At 72.3% G+C, this 17,945-nt stretch carries 17 protein-coding genes; 9 read left to right on the top strand and 8 right to left on the bottom strand.

Annotated elements, in window-relative coordinates; translation table 11 throughout:
* Window positions 1-90: 90 nt before the first annotated feature.
* Both ABZ948_RS23010 and ABZ948_RS23005 read left to right on the top strand, forming a co-directional pair.
* Window positions 91-612: a PH domain-containing protein gene (locus ABZ948_RS23010; RefSeq protein WP_359762348.1), complete on the top strand. Its 522-nt coding sequence runs from the start codon at window positions 91-93 to the stop codon at window positions 610-612.
* On the top strand, window positions 609-1,943 hold the full coding sequence (locus ABZ948_RS23005; RefSeq protein ID WP_359762322.1) for a PH domain-containing protein: 1,335 nt from the start codon (window positions 609-611) through the stop codon (window positions 1,941-1,943). The genes ABZ948_RS23010 and ABZ948_RS23005 overlap by 4 nt, the downstream gene beginning before the upstream one ends.
* 11 nt (window positions 1,944-1,954) lie before the next feature.
* On the opposite strand, the gene ABZ948_RS23000 is transcribed toward ABZ948_RS23005, so the two are convergent.
* A complete protein-coding gene (locus tag ABZ948_RS23000; protein WP_359762320.1) occupies window positions 1,955-3,187 on the bottom strand; it encodes a hypothetical protein in 1,233 nt (410 codons plus the stop codon).
* Between the two features lie 152 nt (window positions 3,188-3,339).
* Window positions 3,340-4,464 (bottom strand): alpha/beta hydrolase, encoded by a 1,125-nt coding sequence (locus ABZ948_RS22995; protein ID WP_359762318.1) that lies wholly within the window; start codon window positions 4,462-4,464, stop codon window positions 3,340-3,342.
* Between the two features lie 232 nt (window positions 4,465-4,696).
* On the opposite strand from ABZ948_RS22995, the gene ABZ948_RS22990 reads away from it, so the two are divergent.
* The 6 genes from ABZ948_RS22990 (at window position 4,697) to ABZ948_RS22965 (ending at window position 9,726) form a co-directional block, all read left to right on the top strand.
* Window positions 4,697-6,541, top strand: coding sequence for a phosphatidylglycerol lysyltransferase domain-containing protein (locus ABZ948_RS22990; RefSeq protein ID WP_359762317.1), 1,845 nt, complete (start codon window positions 4,697-4,699; stop codon window positions 6,539-6,541).
* Window positions 6,542-6,598: 57 nt separating this feature from the next.
* Window positions 6,599-7,480, top strand: a complete 882-nt coding sequence (gene folP, locus ABZ948_RS22985) for a dihydropteroate synthase (RefSeq protein WP_031115888.1) — start codon at window positions 6,599-6,601, stop codon at window positions 7,478-7,480.
* Window positions 7,477-7,983 carry a nuclear transport factor 2 family protein gene (locus ABZ948_RS22980; protein WP_359762314.1) on the top strand — a complete coding sequence of 169 codons (507 nt, stop codon included), beginning with the start codon at window positions 7,477-7,479 and terminating at the stop codon, window positions 7,981-7,983. Before folP ends, ABZ948_RS22980 begins: the two co-directional genes overlap by 4 nt.
* Before the next feature lie 224 nt (window positions 7,984-8,207).
* Window positions 8,208-8,567, top strand: a complete 360-nt coding sequence (gene folB, locus ABZ948_RS22975; RefSeq protein WP_359762312.1) for a dihydroneopterin aldolase — start codon at window positions 8,208-8,210, stop codon at window positions 8,565-8,567.
* A complete protein-coding gene (gene folK / locus ABZ948_RS22970; RefSeq protein ID WP_359762310.1) occupies window positions 8,564-9,175 on the top strand; it encodes a 2-amino-4-hydroxy-6-hydroxymethyldihydropteridine diphosphokinase in 612 nt (203 codons plus the stop codon). Before folB ends, folK begins: the two co-directional genes overlap by 4 nt.
* A gap of 62 nt (window positions 9,176-9,237) precedes the next feature.
* Window positions 9,238-9,726, top strand: a complete 489-nt coding sequence (locus ABZ948_RS22965) for a DUF3180 domain-containing protein (protein ID WP_359762308.1) — start codon at window positions 9,238-9,240, stop codon at window positions 9,724-9,726.
* A 19-nt stretch (window positions 9,727-9,745) separates the two neighbouring features.
* On the opposite strand, the gene folE is transcribed toward ABZ948_RS22965, so the two are convergent.
* The 6 genes from folE to dacB form a co-directional block, all read right to left on the bottom strand.
* The gene (gene folE, locus ABZ948_RS22960; protein ID WP_359762307.1) at window positions 9,746-10,351 is read right to left on the bottom strand and encodes a GTP cyclohydrolase I FolE; all 606 of its coding nucleotides are present in this window, start codon (window positions 10,349-10,351) and stop codon (window positions 9,746-9,748) included.
* Window positions 10,352-10,490: 139 nt separating this feature from the next.
* Window positions 10,491-12,530, bottom strand: coding sequence for an ATP-dependent zinc metalloprotease FtsH (ftsH, locus tag ABZ948_RS22955; protein WP_031115894.1), 2,040 nt, complete (start codon window positions 12,528-12,530; stop codon window positions 10,491-10,493).
* A gap of 186 nt (window positions 12,531-12,716) precedes the next feature.
* On the bottom strand, window positions 12,717-13,277 hold the full coding sequence (gene hpt / locus ABZ948_RS22950) for a hypoxanthine phosphoribosyltransferase (RefSeq protein WP_031115895.1): 561 nt from the start codon (window positions 13,275-13,277) through the stop codon (window positions 12,717-12,719).
* A 60-nt stretch (window positions 13,278-13,337) separates the two neighbouring features.
* Complete coding sequence (tilS, locus tag ABZ948_RS22945; protein WP_359762305.1) at window positions 13,338-14,375, bottom strand: tRNA lysidine(34) synthetase TilS; 1,038 nt, start codon at window positions 14,373-14,375, stop codon at window positions 13,338-13,340.
* Window positions 14,376-14,568: 193 nt separating this feature from the next.
* Window positions 14,569-15,696, bottom strand: coding sequence for a zinc-dependent metalloprotease (locus tag ABZ948_RS22940; protein ID WP_359762303.1), 1,128 nt, complete (start codon window positions 15,694-15,696; stop codon window positions 14,569-14,571).
* A gap of 73 nt (window positions 15,697-15,769) precedes the next feature.
* Window positions 15,770-17,347 carry a D-alanyl-D-alanine carboxypeptidase/D-alanyl-D-alanine endopeptidase gene (dacB, locus tag ABZ948_RS22935; RefSeq protein ID WP_359762302.1) on the bottom strand — a complete coding sequence of 526 codons (1,578 nt, stop codon included), beginning with the start codon at window positions 17,345-17,347 and terminating at the stop codon, window positions 15,770-15,772.
* Window positions 17,348-17,426: 79 nt separating this feature from the next.
* On the opposite strand from dacB, the gene ABZ948_RS22930 reads away from it, so the two are divergent.
* Window positions 17,427-17,918: an inorganic diphosphatase gene (locus ABZ948_RS22930; protein ID WP_031115900.1), complete on the top strand. Its 492-nt coding sequence runs from the start codon at window positions 17,427-17,429 to the stop codon at window positions 17,916-17,918.
* The last annotated feature ends 27 nt before the right edge of the window (window positions 17,919-17,945 follow it).

Here is a 17,945-nt window from a genome sequence, read left to right as displayed (position 1 = left end):
CCGACGGAGGCCGGAAGCGCGGCCGGGTCGGCGGGGGCAGAGGACACGGTGGTACGGCAGACGGCGGACACGGGGCAGGGGGCCGGCCCCATGGCATCCGAGCCGGACGCCGAAGTGCCGGGGACGGCGGCCGAGGTCCGTCAGGAGGACGAGCCCGTCTGGATCGCCCTGCCTCCCGGTCTGCTGAAGATGCGGCGGCTGCTGCTGGTCGTCTGGCTCGGGGTGACCGCCCTGGCCGCCGGACTGCTGCCGGGGCTGCTCGCCGGGCCCGGCTGGGCCGTGTTCGCCGTGGTGCCGCTGGCGCTGATGGCGTGGGGCTGGGTCATGATCGAGCGCAACTGGCGGTCCTGGCGGTACGCCGAGCGGGCCGACGACCTGCTGATCAGCCGCGGCGTGCTGTGGCGCGAGGAGACGGTCGTGCCGTACGGGCGGATGCAGCTCGTCGAGGTCACCTCCGGGCCGGTCGAGCGGCACTTCGGGCTGGCCAGCGTGCAGTTGCACACCGCCGCCGCGGCGACCGACGCCACCATCCCGGGCCTGGACCCGGCCGAGGCGGAACGGCTGCGCGACCGGCTCACCGAGCTGGGCGAGGCCCGATCGGCGGGCCTGTGACGACGCCCGGGGCGGCCGGGGCCGCCACCGCCGACGGCGGGCCCGCCGAGCGACGGCTGCACCCCGTCACACCGCTGCGGCGGGCCTGGGCACCGGTCGCCGTGATCGCCGGCTGGGCGGTGCACGACCCCGACGGGGCGCAGCGCCACCTGGCCCGGCTGACGACGACCACCCTGCTGATCGGCCTCGCCGTGATCGTCCCGGCCGCCGCCCTCTACGGCTTCTGCTCCTGGTGGTTCACGCACTTCGCGGTGACCGAGACCGAACTGCGCATCCGTACCGGGCTGGTGTTCCGGCGCACCGCGCACATCCGGCTGGAGCGGGTCCAGGCCATCGACATCACCCAGCCGCTGCTCGCCCGGGTCGCGGGCGTCGCCAAGCTGAAGCTCGACGTCATAGGGACCGACAAGAAGGACGAACTGGCCTTCCTCGGCGCGGACGAGGCGCGGGCGCTGCGCGCCGAACTGCTCGCCCGGGCGGCCGGATTCGCCCCCGAGACCGCGCACGAGGTCGGCGAGGCCCCGTCCCGGCAGCTGCTGCGGGTGCCGCCCGGCGTGCTGGCCATGTCGCTGGTGCTGAGCGGGGGGACCTGGGGGTCGCTGGCCGCGGCGCTCGTCGTGCCGCCGCTGCTGTGGATGGCCACGGAGAGCGTGTGGACGGTCCTGGCCACGGCCCTGCCCCTGCTGGGCGCGGCGGGCGCGAGCAGCGTGGGGCGGTTCGTCGGCGAGTACGACTGGACGGTGGGCGAGTCGCCCGACGGGCTGCGCATCGACCACGGCCTGCTGGACCGGACCCACGAGACGGTGCCGCCGGGCCGTGTGCAGACCGTGCGGATCGTGGAACCGCTGCTGTGGCGGCGGCGCGGCTGGGTGCGCGTGGAGCTGGACGTGGCGGGCTCGTCCAACTCGGTGCTGGTGCCGGTCGCTCCGCGCGAGGTCGCGGAGGCCGTCGTCGCGCGCGTGCTGCCCGGGGTGACCGTGCCGGAGCGCGCGGCCCTTTCGCCGTCGCCGCGCCGCGCCCGCTGGTGCGTGCCGCTGTGGTGGCGGGGGTACGGGCTCGCCGTCACCGGCACCGTGTTCGCGGCGCGGTCCGGGCTGCTGCGGCGGAGCCTGGCGCTGGTGCCGCACGCCAAGGTGCAGAGCGTACGGATGACGCAGGGCCCGTGGGAACGGGCCCGGGGCGTGGCCGACGTACACGTGGACACGGGCGCGAACAAGACGGTGACGGCCCGGCTGCGGGACGCGGCCGAGGCGCGCGAACTGCTGGCGGCACAGGCGGAACGGTCCCGCACCGGGCGCAGGGACGCGCGGCCGGACCGCTGGATGGCCTGACGTCCCAGGTCTCAGGAAACCGCGCTGCGCAGCCCCTGCACGTCGATCTGCTCCGTCTCGTCGTGCGCCGTCAGGTCGATGACCTGGCCGATCCCGCGCGACTCCTCGTCCGCCGGCTTGAACCGGGCCTCGGTCTCGGCCTTGTGCAGGGCGAGGGCCTCCTGGCCGACGACATCGGCGAGGTCCTCGTTCTGCACGGCCTCCAGGGCGGCCGGCGAGGTGCCCTGCTTGGTGCCGAAGAAGTCGAACCCGCCCTCGGTCAGGGGGCGTCGCACCGGCGGCTGCGGCGCGACGGCCACGGCGGTCGGGACGGCGTAGTGACCGGAAACCGCCGGTGCGACCGGGACGGCATCCGGCAGCCGCTCACCGTCGGTCTCCTCGGCTGCGGCGGCCTTCTCGGCCGTGGGGGCCTTCTCGGCCGGGGCGACCTGCTCGGCGGTGGCTGCTGCGGCGGCGGTCGCGTGCTCGTGCCCGGCGACCGCCTCGGACTGCCCCTGCGCCTCGTCCTCCGGGGCCTGCTCCCGCCGCTCCGCCGGCTCCTGCCGCGGCTCCCGCGCGGGCTCCGCGTCCTCGCCCTTCGGTACGCCGTCGCCGTCGCCGCCGCCGTCCGGGTGCGGGGCCGTCTCGCCGTCGAACCGGGCGAGCGCGGCCGCGGCCCGCAGGAACAGCCGGGAGCCCTCGGGCGAGAACACGGCGGGAACCGCGGGCTCCTCCTCGACGGTGAGCGGCGCCTCGTCCGGCCCGGCGGCGTCCGCCGCACCCGCGGGCAGCGCCGCCCGGACCGGAGCCGTCGCCTCTATCTCGAGCACCCGGCGCTCCTCCAGGACGCTCGCGCGCTCGGTCTCCGAGGTGGCGTACCGGCGCAGCAGCGCGGCGTGCTCGTTGCGCAGCCCGGCCAGTTCGGTGCGCTTGGCGCGCAGCCGCTGCTCCAGCTTCGCGCGCAGCTCGCGGGACTCCTCGAGGTCGGCCTCCAGTTCGGCGACCCGTTCCTCGAAGCGCCACTCGTCGCTCGCACGCGCGCGCGTGAGGTCGGCGACGCGCTTGCCCGCCTGGGTGTCCCAGCGGCGCAGCACGACCGCGCCGACGACCGCCGTCGCCGCGGCGGCCGCGGCCAGACCGCGGAGCACCATCGGCTCCGTGAACACCCAGGGCCCCAGGGCGCAGACGAGGGAGACGCCTGCGATCGCCGACGGGGGCAGCAGCCTGTGCAGGGGCGGGGAATGGCGATGACGTCCACGTGGCATGGCCAGAAACTTACCGCGCGTAGGCGAATCGTGGTGACCCACCCCGCAAAAACAAAGCCACACCAAGGGACTCACATGGCATCAGAACTCGGCAAGAAGCGGAATCAACCGTTCATGAGCCGGGGTGCCGACTTCCGGAACAATTCCCAAGATCATTTCCCGGGGCCGTCCAGGCGTGCGCTCATCCACTCCAGCGTCGCCGGAATCTCGCGCCGCCAGGTGTTGAAGTTGTGCCCGCCGCTTTCCAGGATGATCGACGAGATCCGCGTCAGGCCGGTGTCCTTCACCCGCCCTATGAACTTCAGTGTGTCCTTGTAGTTGGACTCGCCCAGCTTGCTGCTGGTGACCAGCAGCGAAGTGTCGGGCGCGGGCATGTGCTCGAGATACCACCACAGGTCGGCGCGATTGCGCAGTGCCTTGTCGCCCTGGAAGAGATCGCCGGTGGTGGCGTCGATCGGCGCCTTGTAGTACGCGGACAGCCCCGCCCCGGCGGCGTACACATCGGGATGGTGCATGGCGATCTTCAAGGCGCAGTAGCCGCCCGTCGAGTTGCCGATGATGCCGAGGCCGCCCGGTTTTCCGGCCACCCGGTAGTGCGTGCGCAACGCCTCGGGCAGATCCTTCGCGAAGAACGACTCGGTCTGCGGACCGCCCGGGACGTCCACGCACTCGGTGTCCCGCGGCGGCGCCACCGTCGGCCGCAGCATCACCAGGATCATCGGCTTCGCCCGGCCCTCCCGGGCCAGTTCCAGGGCGGTGCGCGGGTAGTGGAGCTTCTCCACCAGCGCCGACGCCGTGCCCGGATAGCCGGTCAGCACGACGGCCGCCGGGAACCGGTGGGTGCGGTACCGCGGCTGGAAGTACTCCGGCGGCAGATAGACGTACGCGGGCGTCGCGATGTGGGTCGTACGGCCCACCAGGTCGACCTGCTGGATCCGGCCCCCGGCCTGGGGGCGCACCCCGCCGGCCCCCGGCACTCGCCGCGAGCCGACCACCTCCAGCGGGCCCTCGCCCGGGGTGTGGTCCACGACCACCCCCTGGTCCTTCTCCTGACCGAACAGGTCCGCCCAGCTCGCGTAGAACCCGAAGGCCTGGTTGGCGGCCAGGCCCACCGCGGCGAACAGCGCCAGCTGCGTGGCCAGCAGCAGGCCGACGCGTCCGCCCACGGCCGGCCAGCTCCGCCGGGCCAGCCGTGGCCACAGCCAGACCGTGCCGGCGAACAGCAGCACGGCGGACAGCACCGCCAGCACCAGCACTTTGTTGCTCGTGAGACCCATGGGTTGGTTACCTGCTCGCGCTCTCCGCCCGGTGCCGCCCGCGATCACACCTTCGCTCGGGCTTGTCCCGGACTTTCCTCGGCCTTTGAAACGGCTTTGACGTGGGGAGTGAACCTCTCCCCCCGAGACACCGTCCTAGAGGGCGCAATGTCGCCGGATGCCCGAATCGGCACCGGATCCAAGGTCTCTCGCAGAACTACGGGATGCGATGTCTGTCAGGACAGATGAGGAAATGTCGGGTGAGGTTCCGGGTCGCCGAAGCGGCGCGGCCGGTACGGGCCGGACGAGCCGGGTGCGCCGCCTGCTGCGCGGGCCGCGCCCCGAGGCCGTCCCCCTCCTCGTCGGCAGAGCCTGCGCCCTCGTGGGGCTGCTGGACATCGCCGCGGGCGTCTTCCCGCGCTTCCGGCACAGCCGGATGCACGCCATCGCCGAGGTCCTGCCCGGCGCGCTCGGCCCGTTCGCGGCCGCGCTGTCGCTGAGCACCGGCGTGCTGTTGCTGCTGCTCGCCCACGGGCTCAAGCGCGGCAAGCGCCGGGCCTGGCGGGCGGCCGTGGCCCTGCTGCCCGCCGGTGCCGTCGCGCAGTTCACCTACCGGCACTCCCTGGTGGGCGTCCTGATCTCCCTGGCGCTGCTGGCTCCCCTGCTGCGCCACCGCGACCAGTTCGACGCCCTGCCCGACCCGCGCAGCCGCTGGCGGGCGCTCGCCAACTTCGTCCTGATGAGCGCGGGTTCGCTGCTGCTGGGCCTGCTCATCGTCAGCGTCCACGGCGATCGCATGCTCGGCGACCCGAGCCTGGCCGACCGCATCACCCACGTCATCTACGGCCTGTTCGGCTTCGAGGGCCCGGTCGACTACCAGGGCAACACCTCCTGGACCGTCGCCTTCTCGCTCGGTGCCCTCGGCCTGCTCACCGCCGTCACCACCATCTACCTGGCCTTCCGCCCCGAACACCCGGCCGCCCAGCTCACCGAGGAGGACGAGGCACGCTTGCGCGCCCTGCTGGTGAAGCACGGCGGCCGCGACTCCCTCGGCCACTTCGCGCTGCGCCGCGACAAGGCCGTCGTCTTCTCCCCCAGCGGCAAGGCGGCGGTGACCTACCGGGTGGTCTCCGGCGTGATGCTCGCCAGCGGCGACCCGATCGGCGACGTCGAGGCCTGGCCCGGCGCCATCGAGCGGTTCATGGACGAGGCCAAGGCCCACTCCTGGACCCCCGCCGTCATGGGCTGCTCCGAGACCGGCGGCGAGGTGTGGACCCGCGAGACCGGGCTCGACGCCCTCGAACTCGGCGACGAGGCGGTGGTGGACGTCAAGGATTTCTCCCTCGCCGGCCGCGCGATGCGCAACGTGCGCCAGATGGTCAAGCGCATCGAGCGCGCCGGTTACGAAACCCGGGTACGACGTGTCCGTGACCTCGGCGACGCCGAATTGGAGCGCATCCGGCGCGCCGCCGACGACTGGCGCGGCACCGACACCGAGCGCGGCTTCTCCATGGCCCTCGGCCGCGTCGGCGACCCCGCCGACGGCGACTGCCTCATCGCCACCGCCCACAAGCAGGACGACCACCCGGGCCCCTACGGCGACCTGAAGGCGGTCCTGCACTTCGTGCCCTGGGGCACCGACGGCGTCTCCCTGGACCTCATGCGCCGCGACCGCTCGGCCGACCCCGGCATGAACGAACTGCTCATCGTGGCCGCCCTCCAGGCCGCCCCCAAGCTCGGCATCGAGCGCGTCTCCCTCAACTTCGCCATGTTCCGCTCGGCCCTGGCCCGCGGCGAGAAGATAGGCGCCGGCCCGGTGCTGCGCGCCTGGCGCGGACTGCTGGTCTTCCTCTCCCGCTGGTTCCAGATCGAGTCCCTGTACAAGTTCAACGCCAAGTTCCAGCCGCGCTGGGAGCCCCGCTTCGTCGTCTACCGGGCCTCCGCCGACCTGCCCCGCATCGGCTTCGCAGCCATGCAGGCGGAAGGTTTCGTCAACCTCGCCCTGCCCCTGCCGCGCTTCCTGCGCCGCCGTCGCACCACGGGCCGCCGGCCGTGCTCCCACGGCACCACGGCGGAACGCAACGTACGGGCGGCGTGACCCCTGTGGGCCCGGCCGCGGCGCCTGACGGCCGCCGCCTGGGCCTACGCTGAACATATGAGCAACCAGAGCGGACGCGGGCGCGTGGCGGGCCTACCGGAATGGGACCGCTGCGCGGTCATGGGAGTCGTGAACGTCACCCCCGACTCCTTCTCCGACGGCGGCCGCTTCTTCGACACCACGGCCGCCGTCAAGCACGGCCTCGACCTGGTCTCCGAGGGCGCGGACCTGGTCGACGTCGGCGGCGAGTCCACCCGCCCCGGCGCCACCCGCGTGGACGAGGCCGAGGAACTGCGCCGCGTCATCCCCGTCGTCCGCGGCCTCGCCTCCGAGGGCGTCACCGTCTCCGTCGACACCATGCGCGCCTCCGTCGCCGAGCGGGCCCTGGCGGCCGGCGCCGCCCTCGTCAACGACGTCAGCGGCGGCCTCGCCGACCCCCGCATGATCCCGGCCGTCGCCGACGCCGGCGCCCCGTTCGTCGTCATGCACTGGCGCGGCTTCCTGGAGGGCGGCAACGTCCGCGGGGTGTACCGGGACGTCGTCACCGAAGTCGTCGACGAGCTGCACGCGCGCGTGGAGGCGGTCCTGGCGGGCGGCATCGCCCCCGACCGCGTCATCGTCGACCCCGGCCTCGGCTTCTCCAAGGACGCCGAGCACGACCTGGCGCTCCTCGCGGGCCTCCACCGGGTCCTCGGCCTCGGCCACCCGCTGCTCGTCGCCGCCTCCCGCAAGCGGTTCCTGGGCCGCGTCCTGGCCGGCCCGGACAGCCCGCCCCCGCCCGCCCGCGAACGCGACGCCGCCACCGCCGCCGTCTCCGCGCTCGCGGCGCACGCCGGCGCGTGGGCGGTACGCGTGCACGAGGTCCGCGCCACCTCCGACGCCGTACGCGTCGCGCGCGCCATCGAGGGAGCTCGCACCGGCGCAGAGGGAGCCCGGTGAGCGCCCCGCACACCGACGTCGAGCAGGTCGAGGCCGCCAACACCGCCTTCTACGAGGCACTGGAACGGGGCGACTTCGAGGAGCTGGCGTCGCTCTGGCTGACCCCCTCCGACCTGGGGGTCGACGAGACCTACCACGACCCGGCCGACACCGGCGTGGTCTCCTGCGTGCACCCCGGCTGGCCCGTGCTCACCGGCCGCGGCGAGGTCCTCCGCTCGTACGCCCTGATCATGGCCAACACCGACTACATCCAGTTCTTCCTCACCGACGTGCACGTCTCGGTCACCGGCGACACCGCCCTGGTCACCTGCACGGAGAACATCCTCAGCGGCGGCCCCGCCCCCAAGGGCGAGGACGAGGAGCTGGGCCCGCTCGTCGGGCAGCTCGTGGTCGCCACCAATGTGTTCCGGCGCACGCCCCAGGGGTGGAAGCTCTGGTCGCACCACGCTTCCCCGGTCCTGGCCGAAACCGAGGAGGACGAGCAGGACGACACCCCCGCCTGAGTGGGTAGTCGCCAGGTAGCGGTCGGAATCACGGGCCGCGGGTATGGGCGGCTGCCAGCCCGTGAGCCGCCGGGTTCCCCGAGGAGAACGCCGGATGAATCCTGCCGGCCGCGGACCCCGCGGCCCGGCCCCGTCCGGGCTCGCAGGTAGATTCGACCGAGGCCGGTGTGCCGCCCGCACACGGCACCGACCGGCCGAGACCGACGATTGCAGGAGTGATTCGCGTGGATCGTGTCGCGCTGCGCGGCCTGAAGGCCCGCGGGTACCACGGTGTGTTCCCGAGGGAACGCGAGGAGGGCCAGACCTTCATCGTGGACCTCGTCCTCGGCCTGGACACCCGCCCGGCCGCGGCCGACGACGACCTGGCGAAGACCGTGCACTACGGCATCGTGGCGGAGGAGGTCGTGGCCGTCGTCCAGGGCGAGCCCGTCGACCTCATCGAGACGCTCGCCGAGCGCATCGCCCAGGTATGTCTGAAGCACGAGGGGGTCCAGCAGGTCGAGGTCTGCGTCCACAAGCCGGACGCACCGATCACGGTCCCCTTCGACGACGTGACCGTCACCATCACCCGGAGCCGAGTATGACCGCGCCCTTCCTCAAGGGTCCCAGCGACCCGACCGTACAGCCGGTACCCGCCTCCGTCGTCGACAAGGTCGACGCCGCCGACACGACCCTGTCCAACCCGAAACGGGCCGTGGTCGCCCTCGGCTCCAACCTCGGCAACCGCCTGGAGACCCTCCAGGGCGCCATCGACGCCCTGGAGGACACCCCCGGCGTCCGCATCAAGGCCGTCTCCCCCGTCTACGAGACCGAGCCCTGGGGCGTGGACCCCGGCAGCCAGCCCTCCTACTTCAACGCGGTCGTCGTCCTCAAGACCACCCTGCCGCCCTCCTCGCTCCTGGAGCGCGCCCACGCGGTCGAGGAGGCCTTCCACCGCGTCCGCGACGAGCACTGGGGCCCCCGCACCCTCGACGTCGACATCGTCTCGTACGCCGACGTGGTCTCCGACGACCCGCGGCTCACCCTCCCCCACCCCCGTGCCCACGAGCGCGCCTTCGTCCTGGCCCCCTGGCACGACCTGGACCCCGAGGCGCAGCTCCCCGGCCGCGGGCCGGTGGCCGGTCTGCTGGACGCCGTCACCCGCAGTGGTGTGGCGCCGCGCCCCGACCTGGAACTCCGGCTGCCCGAATAGCCGTTAAGGTCAAGACGGCCGCGAACCGCGCCGGAGCCGACCGGGGGAACCGAAGGGACACCGTGAGAGAGCTGCGCATCAGGCTGCTGGCCGGAGTCTTCGTCGTGGCCGGAGTGCTGTCCTGGGGAGGCGCCCGCCTCTGGAACTCCGTGGGCACCCTCCCGAGCGTCCCCCTGGCCGCCCCCATCGTCCTGGCCCTGATCGCCGTGGTCCTGCTGGCCACGGCGCTCTCGCTGCGCGCCCGGCTCAAGGCCCAGCGCGAGCGGCAGCCCGACGCCAAGGGCGTCGACCCCATGATGGCGGCCCGCGCGGTCGTCTTCGGCCACGCCAGCGCCCTGGTCGCCGCCCTGGTCTCCGGCATGTACGGCGGCACCGGCGTCTTCCTGCTGGAGTCCCTCGACATCCCCGCCCGCCGCGACCAGGCCATCTACGCGGGCTTCTCCGTGGTCGCGGGCATCGGCGTGATAGCGGCGGCCATCTTCCTGGAGCGGGTCTGCAAGCTCCCGGAGGACGACGAGCACGACGGCGCGGGGGCCGCCCCCGCCGCCTGAACGCCGCGTCGGCGCCGGCTCAGCGCGCCATGATGAGGCTCATCGCCTCGTTGCGGGTCGCGAGATCGCGCAGCTGGCCCCGGACCGCCGACGTGATGGTCTTGGCGCCGGGCTTGCGCACCCCCCGCATCGACATGCACATGTGCTCGCACTCGACGACCACGATCACGCCACGCGGCTCCAGGATCTCCATCAGGGAGTCGGCGATCTGCGTGGTGAGTCGTTCCTGCACCTGCGGACGCCGCGCGTACACATCCACCAGCCGGGCCAGCTTCGACAGGCCCGTGATCTTGCCCTCGACGGACGGGATGTAGCCCACGTGCGCGACGCCGACGAACGGCACGAGGTGGTGCTCGCACGAGCTCAGGACCTCGATGTCCTTCACCAGCACCATCTCGTCGTGCCCGAGGTCGAACGTCGTCGTCAGCACGTCCTCGGGCTTCTGCCACAGGCCCGCGAATATCTCCCGGTACGCCCGCGCCACCCGCGCCGGCGTCTCCCGCAGCCCCTCGCGGTCCGGGTCCTCGCCGACCGCGATCAGAAGTTCGCGTACGGCGTTCTCGGCGCGCTTCTCGTCGAACTCGCCGATCTGGCCGTCGCCGTCCAGCGTCACGGGGTCGGTCATCTGGTGCCTCGTTCCTGTGTCCTTCTCGGGGCCGCCTGCGCGCTGCCCTGCAAACATGGCGGAAAACCGCGCCCCCCAGGCTAAAACCTGGGGGGCGCGGCATCCATTCCGGGCCCGGTGGGGCCACCGGGAGAGCAGGTCAGCTCTCGGGGCGGTCCTCCGGGGCTCGCTCGGGCGCCGGGGCGGGCTCCGCGGCGGTGCTCTTGGCCGTGGTGATGGCCGGGGTGGCGCCGTTCGCCCCGTTCGTCAGGGCCAGCTCCTTGGGGGAGAGGACCGGCGGGCGGGTCGACGGCGTACGGCGGGAGGATCCCGTCCAGGCGGGCCGCGGCGGGCGCTTGACGATCGGGGCGAAGATCTCGGCGATCTCCTCCTTGCCGAGCGTCTCCTTCTCGAGGAGCGCCAGCACCAGGTTGTCGAGCACGTCGCGGTTCTCGACCAGGATCTCCCAGGCCTCGTTGTGCGCGGTCTCGATGAGCTTCTTGACCTCTTCGTCGACCAGCGCGGCGACCTCTTCCGAGTAGTCGCGCTGGTGAGACATCTCACGTCCGAGGAAGGGCTCGGTGTTGTCCCCGCCGAACTTGATCGCGCCGAGACGCTCGGTCATGCCGTACTGCGTGACCATCGCGCGGGCCAGGCCCGTGGCCTTCTCGATGTCGTTGGCGGCACCCGTGGTCGGGTCGTGGAAGACGAGCTCCTCGGCAGCGCGGCCGCCCAGCATGTAGGCGAGCTGGTCGAGCATCTCGTTGCGCGTGGTCGAGTACTTGTCCTCGTCCGGCAGCACCATCGTGTAGCCGAGGGCGCGGCCTCTCGACAGGATCGTGATCTTGTGGACGGGATCGGAGTTGGGCGAGGCCGCCGCGACCAGGGCGTGTCCGCCCTCGTGGTACGCGGTGATCTTCTTCTCCTTGTCCGACATGATCCGGGTCCGCTTCTGCGGGCCCGCGACCACACGGTCGATCGCCTCGTCCAGCATGTGGTTGTCGATCAGCTTCTGGTCGCTGCGGGCCGTCAGCAGGGCGGCCTCGTTCAGCACGTTGGCGAGATCGGCACCCGTCATGCCGGGCGTGCGGCGGGCGACGGCCGACAGGTCGACGTCGGGCGCGACCGGCTTGCCCTTCTGGTGGACCTTGAGGATCTCCAGACGGCCCTGCATGTCCGGGCGGTCGACGGCGATCTGCCGGTCGAAGCGGCCGGGGCGCAGGAGGGCCGGGTCGAGGATGTCGGGCCGGTTCGTCGCGGCGATGAGGATCACGCCGCCCTTGACGTCGAAGCCGTCCATCTCGACGAGCAGCTGGTTCAGGGTCTGCTCACGCTCGTCGTGACCACCGCCGAGGCCGGCGCCGCGGTGGCGGCCGACCGCGTCGATCTCGTCGACGAAGACGATCGCCGGGGCGTTCGCCTTGGCCTGCTCGAACAGGTCACGGACACGGGAGGCACCGACACCGACGAACATCTCGACGAAGTCGGAACCGGAGATCGAGTAGAACGGCACGCCCGCCTCGCCCGCGACGGCACGCGCGAGCAGGGTCTTGCCGGTGCCGGGAGGCCCGTAGAGCAGGACGCCCTTGGGGATCTTGGCGCCGACGGCCTGGAACTTGGCCGGCTCCTGGAGGAACTCCTTGATCTCGTGGAGCTCCTCGACGGCCTCGTCCGACCCGGCGACGTCGGCGAACGTCGTCTTCGGGGTGTCCTTGGTGATGAGCTTGGCCTTGGACTTCCCGAAGTTCATGACGCGGGAGCCGCCGCCCTGCATCTGGTTCATCAGGAACAGGAACACGACCACGATCAGAACGAAGGGCAGCAGGGAGAGCAGGATGCCGACGAACGGGTTCTGCTTGGACGGCGAGACCGTGTAGCCGTCCGGGATCTGCTTGTCCTGGTACTTGTTCTGCAGCGTGTTGGCGATGTCCACGCCCTGGTTGTCGATGTAGCTCGCCTGGATCTTCGAGCTGCCCTCGACCTTCACGCCGTCCTTGAGCGTGACCTTGATGGTCTCGTCATCGCCGGTGGTGAGCTTGGCCGACTCGACCTTGTTCTGGTTGATCGCCTGGACGACCTGGCCGGTGTCCACCGTCTTGTAGCCGCCGGACGAGCCGACGACCTGCATCAACACGACCACGGCAAGGACGGCCAGCACGATCCACATGACCGGCCCACGGAAGTATCGCTTCACGTCCATCCATACGGAGCGGTGCCGCCCCGTCCCTCCTGCCATAGTGAGTTTGATAAAAGACTGTTCTTCGGACGGTACCCCAGCATTGTCACCTGAAGCCGCGTGGGACGGCTGGCGATCCGCCTACGCCTGCTCCAACGGCGGGAAGCCCGCTGGGGTTCCCGATCACCGCCACGGCACCCCGGCCGGGGTTCAGCCGCCGTACACGTGGGGCGCGAGCGTACCGACGAACGGGAGGTTGCGGTACTTCTCGGCGTAGTCGAGGCCGTAGCCGACGACGAACTCGTTGGGGATGTCGAAGCCGACCCATTCCACGTCGATGGCGACCTTCGCGGCCTCGGGCTTGCGCAGCAGCGTGCACACCTTGAGGGAGGCGGGCTCGCGCGAGCCGAGGTTGGAGATCAGCCAGGACAGGGTCAGGCCGGAGTCGATGATGTCCTCGACGATGAGGACGTGCTTGCCCTTGATGTCGGTGTCGAGGTCCTTGAGGATCCGCACCACACCGGAGGACTGGGTGCCCGCCCCGTACGAGGATACGGCCATCCAGTCCATGGTGACGGGGGTGGACAGCGCCCGCGCGAGGTCGGCCATGACCATCACCGCGCCCTTGAGGACGCCGACGATCAGCAGGTCCTTGCCCGCGTACTCCGCGTCGATCTTCGCTGCCAGCTCGGCCAGCTTGGCGTCGATCTCTTCCTTGGTGATGAGTACCTGCTGGAGGTCGGCACCCATGTCTTTCGCGTCCACCCGCATCACTTTCGGTCGTCCCACCGGCCGACCGGCCCCTCCTGCGTCTGCCGGGAGGGGTCGGATTCAGCCTTGCCGAATCACCAGTCTGCCACCCTGCCGCCGGGCCACGACCTTGCCGGGGAGGTTGATGGCCCCCTGGCCGCGCCAGCCGGTGATGAGCCGGTCGACTTCCTCGATGTGGCGGGCGAACAGGGAGCCGGCCGGGGAACCGGCGGCGATGGCGGCCCGGCGCAGGACGCGGCGGCGTACGGCGGGGGGCAGGGCGTAGAGCTTGGCGCACTCCAGGAGCCCGGCGGCGTCGCGGACGGTGGCCTCGGCCTGGGCGGCCCAGGAGTCGAGGGCGTCGGCGTCGTCGCGGGAGAGCTGGGCCGTACGGGCGAGGGCCTCGACGACGCCCTTGCCGAGGGCCTTCTCCAGGGCGGGCAGGCCCTCGTGGCGCAGCCGGGAGCGGGTGTAGGCCGGGTCGGCGTTGTGGGGGTCGTCCCAGACGGGCAGGGACTGGACCATGCAGGCCTTGCGGGCGGTCTGCCGGTCGAGTTCCAGGAAGGGACGGCGGTAACGGCCGCCGGCCCCCGAGACCGCGGCCATTCCGGACAGGGAGCGGATGCCGGAGCCCCGGGCGAGGCCGAGGAGGACGGTCTCGGCCTGGTCGTCGCGGGTGTGGCCGAGCAGGACGGCGGCGGCGCCGTGGCGTTCGGCCGCGGTGTCGAGTGCGGCGTAGCGGGCGTCGCGGGCGGCCGCTTCCGGCCCGCCGGCGCGGCCGACGGTGACGGCGACGGAGTCGACGGGGTCGAGACCGAGTTCACGCAGGCGCTGGACGACTTCCGCGGCGCGCAGGTCGGAGCCGGGCTGGAGGCCGTGGTCGACGGTCACTCCGCCGGCTCTGATGCCGAGCTTGGGGGACTCGAAGGCGAGGGCGGAGGCGAGGGCCATGGAGTCGGCGCCGCCGGAGCACGCCACGAGCACGAGCGGCGGGGGCGGCTGCTCGTGCGGGAGGGCGTGCGGGACCGCGGCGGGGGCGCGGTGGTGTTCGGTGAGGAGGTCGTGGAGGACGCGGCGTACCGCCAGGCGTATCGCCGCGACCGCAGGATGGGGACCCATGTCCGGTTCCCTTCATGAAGTTTCGGGGGTGAGCCCGGGGTCGGTCACGCAGAGTGTGTAGATGGTGACAGAACCGGGCCGTTCCCCGAGCATTGCACGCCTACCCCTGCCTCACGGTCCCTCGGACGGGTGATTGGAGGGGCGTTCGCCTGCCGTCGACCGGTTTTCTTTCACGACCTTCCCGCCCTGTTCACTACTCGGCCCTGCGGTGCACCCGCGCGATCCAGTCCGCCGGTTTGGCGATCTCCGTCTTGGTGGGGAGGGTGTTGGGCGAGGTCCACACGCGGTTGAAGCCGTCCATGCCGGCCTCGTCGACGACGGCCCGGACGAAGCGTTCGCCGTCCCGGTACTGCCGGAGTTTGGCGTCCAGGCCGAGGAGCTTGCGCAGGGCCAGGTCGAGGCGGGAGGCGCCCTTGGCGCGGCGCTGCTGGAACTTCTCGCGGATCTCGCCGACGGACGGGACGACGTCCGGTCCGACGCCGTCCATGACGAAGTCGGCGTGGCCCTCCAGCAGGGACATCACGGCCGTGAGGCGGCCGAGGATCTCGCGCTGGGCGGGGGTCTGGACGATCTCGACCAGGGAGCGGCCGCCGTCGTCCTCCTCGGCCTCGGGGCGGCCTCCGGCGAGGGTCTGGGCGGCTTCGCGGACGCGTTCCAGGACGGTCATGGGGTCGACGTCGGTCTCCTCCAGGAACGACTGGATTTCACCCTCCAGGTGGTCCCTCAGCCAGGGCACGGCGGTGAACTGGGTGCGGTGGGTCTCCTCGTGGAGGCACACCCAGAGGCGGAAGTCGTGGGGGTCGACGTCGAGTTCGCGTTCGACGTGGACGATGTTCGGGGCGACGAGGAGGAGCCGGCCGCCGCCGCTCCCGCCGGCCGGCAGCTCGCGGCTGGCCGGGGCGAAGGTCTCGTACTGGCCGAGGACGCGGGAGGCCAGGAACGACAGGAGCATGCCGAGCTCGACGCCGGTGACCTTGCCGCCGACGGCGCCCATGACCGCGCTGCCGGGGCTGCTGCCGCGCCGTTCCTGCATCTTGTCGAGGAGGGGCCGGAGGATCTCCCGGAACCCGGCGACGTTCGCGCGGATCCAGCCCGGTCGGTCGACGACGAGGACGGGGGTGTCGTGGCCCTCCTCGGTGCCGAGCCGGGTGAAGCCGCGGACGTGTTCCTCCGAGGCCTTGGCGTGCCGGCGCAGTTCCGCGACGACGGCCCTCGCCTCGTCGCGGCTGACCTCGGGGCCCGGCCGCACGAGCCGGGTCGCGGTCGCCACCGCGAGGTTCCAGTCGACCATGCCGGTTGAAGCACCACCGATGCTCGTCATGCGTCAACCGTACGTGAGCGCCCGCCGCTGGGGCAGGGCGGCGAGGGGCGGACGTCCCGGGCCGGGCGGGCGGTCACCCGCAGCCGCACGCCGCCAGTGTCGTGGCCACCCTGTCGAGCGCCTTCTGTGTCGACGCGGGGGCGATGCGGTCCGTGTCCGTGGTCATGAAGGCGAAGGCCAGCAGGCGGCCGTCGTGGTCGACCAGGGTGCCCGCGAGGGTGTGGACGCCGGTGAGGGTGCCGGTCTTGGCGCGGATCACGCCGGATGCTCCGTCCGTGTAGCGGGTGCTCAGCGTGCCGGTGAAGCCGGCGACGGGCAGGCCGGTGAGGGCCGGGCGGAGTTCGGGGTGGGACGGGTCGGCCGCCTTCGCCAGCAGGGCGGTGAGGAGGTCGGGCGTCATGCGGTCGGCGCGGTCGAGGCCGCTGCCGTCCTTGAAGGCGGCGCCCTTGAGCGGCAGGCCGAGTTCGCGCAGCTGTGCCCCGATGGCCCGGCCGGCGCCCGCGAAGTCGGCCCGTTCGCCGGTGGCGATCGCGGTCTGGCGGGCGAGGGCCTCGGCGATGTCGTTGTCGCTGTTGGTCAGCATGCGTTCGACGAGGGCCGACAGCGGGGGCGAGGAGACCGCCGCGAGGGTCTTGGCGCGGGTCGTGGCCTTGGACGGGCCGGGGGCCGTGGTCTTGATGCCGTGGGAGGCCAGGAAGTCCTTGAACTGGCGGGCCGCGTCCTCCGCGGGGTCCGTCACGCGGGTGACCGGGCCGCTCGTGGAGTCGTCCGTGCGGCCCTCGTCGGCCATCAGGGGGGTGACCAGGGCGAGGTTGGGGTTGTTCCCGATGGAGTGTCTCGGGGAGCCCGTGTAGCGGGTGGTGTCGTAGGACAGGGTCACCTCGCGCACGCCCCGCTCGGCGAGGGCGGCGGCCGTCCCGGCGGCCAGGGTGCGCAGGCTCGCCGCGCCGTCGGCCTTCTCGCGCGCCGTGAGGGTGGGGTCGCCGCCGCCGACGAGGACTACCTCCTTCGTGTCGGGTTCCAGGGCGGCGCGGGTGGTGAGGCGGTGGTCGGCGCCCATGGCGGACAGCGCGGCGACGGCCGTGGCGATCTTCGTGGTCGAGGCGGGGGTGAACGCGGCGTCCGAGTGGGCGCCGTACAGGCGCCTGCCGGTGGTGACGTCGACGACGGCCGCGGCGGGCCGGGGGCCGAGCGCCGGGTCCTTCAGCAGGGGCGCGAGGACCTTGGCGAGGGCCTTGGCGTCCGGCGCGGACTTCACGGTGCTGACGCCGCCGAGGCCGGTCAGCACGGGTCCGGCGCTGGGGGCGGGCCGGGGCCGGCCGGGCGCGCCGGAGGTGCCGCCGTGATCTGTGCCACCCGCGCGGTCGAGGGCCGCGGCCCGGTCCCGCTCGGCCGTACGCTGACCCGAGGAGTCCCAGGGACCGGCGGCGGTCACCACACCTGCGGCCAGTGCCAGACCGGCGGTGGCGGCGCCCGCGGTGTACTGCCAGGTCTTCGGCCGCGCGACCTGCGGTTTCCCGGCTCGCACGAGCCGCGTGACCCGTGGTTTCGCGGCTGCTGCGGCCCGGGCCAGGCGCGGTCGTACGGCGTCCGCGATCCGCACCACGTGCGGTCTCGCGGCCCGCCAAGGCCTCAGCTCTGGCACGACCACCAGCCCCTTTCGCGATCACACACCTGCGTGAGGGACACTTAACCACCAGAACTATGTGTTGATCATGGAGGAGCCACCGGTGGAGTTCGACGTCACGATCGAGATTCCGAAGGGTTCGCGCAACAAGTACGAGGTGGACCACGAGACCGGTCGTATCCGCCTGGACCGGCGACTCTTCACCTCGACCGCCTACCCGACCGACTACGGCTTCGTCGAGAACACCCTCGGCGAGGACGGCGACCCGCTGGACGCGCTGGTCATCCTCGACGAGCCGACGTTCCCGGGCTGCCTCATCAAGTGCCGCGCGATCGGCATGTTCCGCATGACGGACGAGGCCGGCGGCGACGACAAGCTGCTGTGCGTGCCGGCGACGGACCCGCGCGTGGAGCACCTGCGCGACATCCACCACGTGTCGGAGTTCGACCGCCTGGAGATCCAGCACTTCTTCGAGGTCTACAAGGACCTGGAGCCCGGCAAGTCGGTCGAGGGCGCCAACTGGGTGGGCCGTACGGACGCGGAGGCCGAGATCGAGCGGTCCTACAAGCGCTTCAAGGAGCAGGGCGGTCACTGACCCCCCCCTGTGATGCCCACGGGCCGC

It is taken from the genome of Streptomyces olindensis, assembly GCF_040645895.1.
In the GTDB taxonomy this organism is placed as follows: Bacteria; Actinomycetota; Actinomycetes; order Streptomycetales; family Streptomycetaceae; genus Streptomyces; species Streptomyces olindensis.
This window is presented reverse-complemented; position numbering and strand designations above follow the sequence as displayed.

Excerpts from the sequence above, each read along its gene's own strand:
- ABZ948_RS23010 (WP_359762348.1), top strand. The coding sequence starts at position 91 with ATGGCATCCGAGCCGGACGCCGAAGTGCCGGGGACGGCGGCCGAGGTC.
- ABZ948_RS23000 (WP_359762320.1), bottom strand. The coding sequence starts at position 3,187 with ATGCCACGTGGACGTCATCGCCATTCCCCGCCCCTGCACAGGCTGCTG.
- ABZ948_RS22995 (WP_359762318.1), bottom strand. The coding sequence starts at position 4,464 with ATGGGTCTCACGAGCAACAAAGTGCTGGTGCTGGCGGTGCTGTCCGCC.
- ABZ948_RS22990 (WP_359762317.1), top strand. The coding sequence starts at position 4,697 with ATGTCGGGTGAGGTTCCGGGTCGCCGAAGCGGCGCGGCCGGTACGGGC.
- folP (WP_031115888.1), top strand. The coding sequence starts at position 6,599 with ATGAGCAACCAGAGCGGACGCGGGCGCGTGGCGGGCCTACCGGAATGG.
- folK (WP_359762310.1), top strand. The coding sequence starts at position 8,564 with ATGACCGCGCCCTTCCTCAAGGGTCCCAGCGACCCGACCGTACAGCCG.
- folE (WP_359762307.1), bottom strand. The coding sequence starts at position 10,351 with ATGACCGACCCCGTGACGCTGGACGGCGACGGCCAGATCGGCGAGTTC.
- ftsH (WP_031115894.1), bottom strand. The coding sequence starts at position 12,530 with ATGGACGTGAAGCGATACTTCCGTGGGCCGGTCATGTGGATCGTGCTG.
- hpt (WP_031115895.1), bottom strand. The coding sequence starts at position 13,277 with ATGCGGGTGGACGCGAAAGACATGGGTGCCGACCTCCAGCAGGTACTC.
- tilS (WP_359762305.1), bottom strand. The coding sequence starts at position 14,375 with ATGGGTCCCCATCCTGCGGTCGCGGCGATACGCCTGGCGGTACGCCGC.
- ABZ948_RS22940 (WP_359762303.1), bottom strand. The coding sequence starts at position 15,696 with ATGACGAGCATCGGTGGTGCTTCAACCGGCATGGTCGACTGGAACCTC.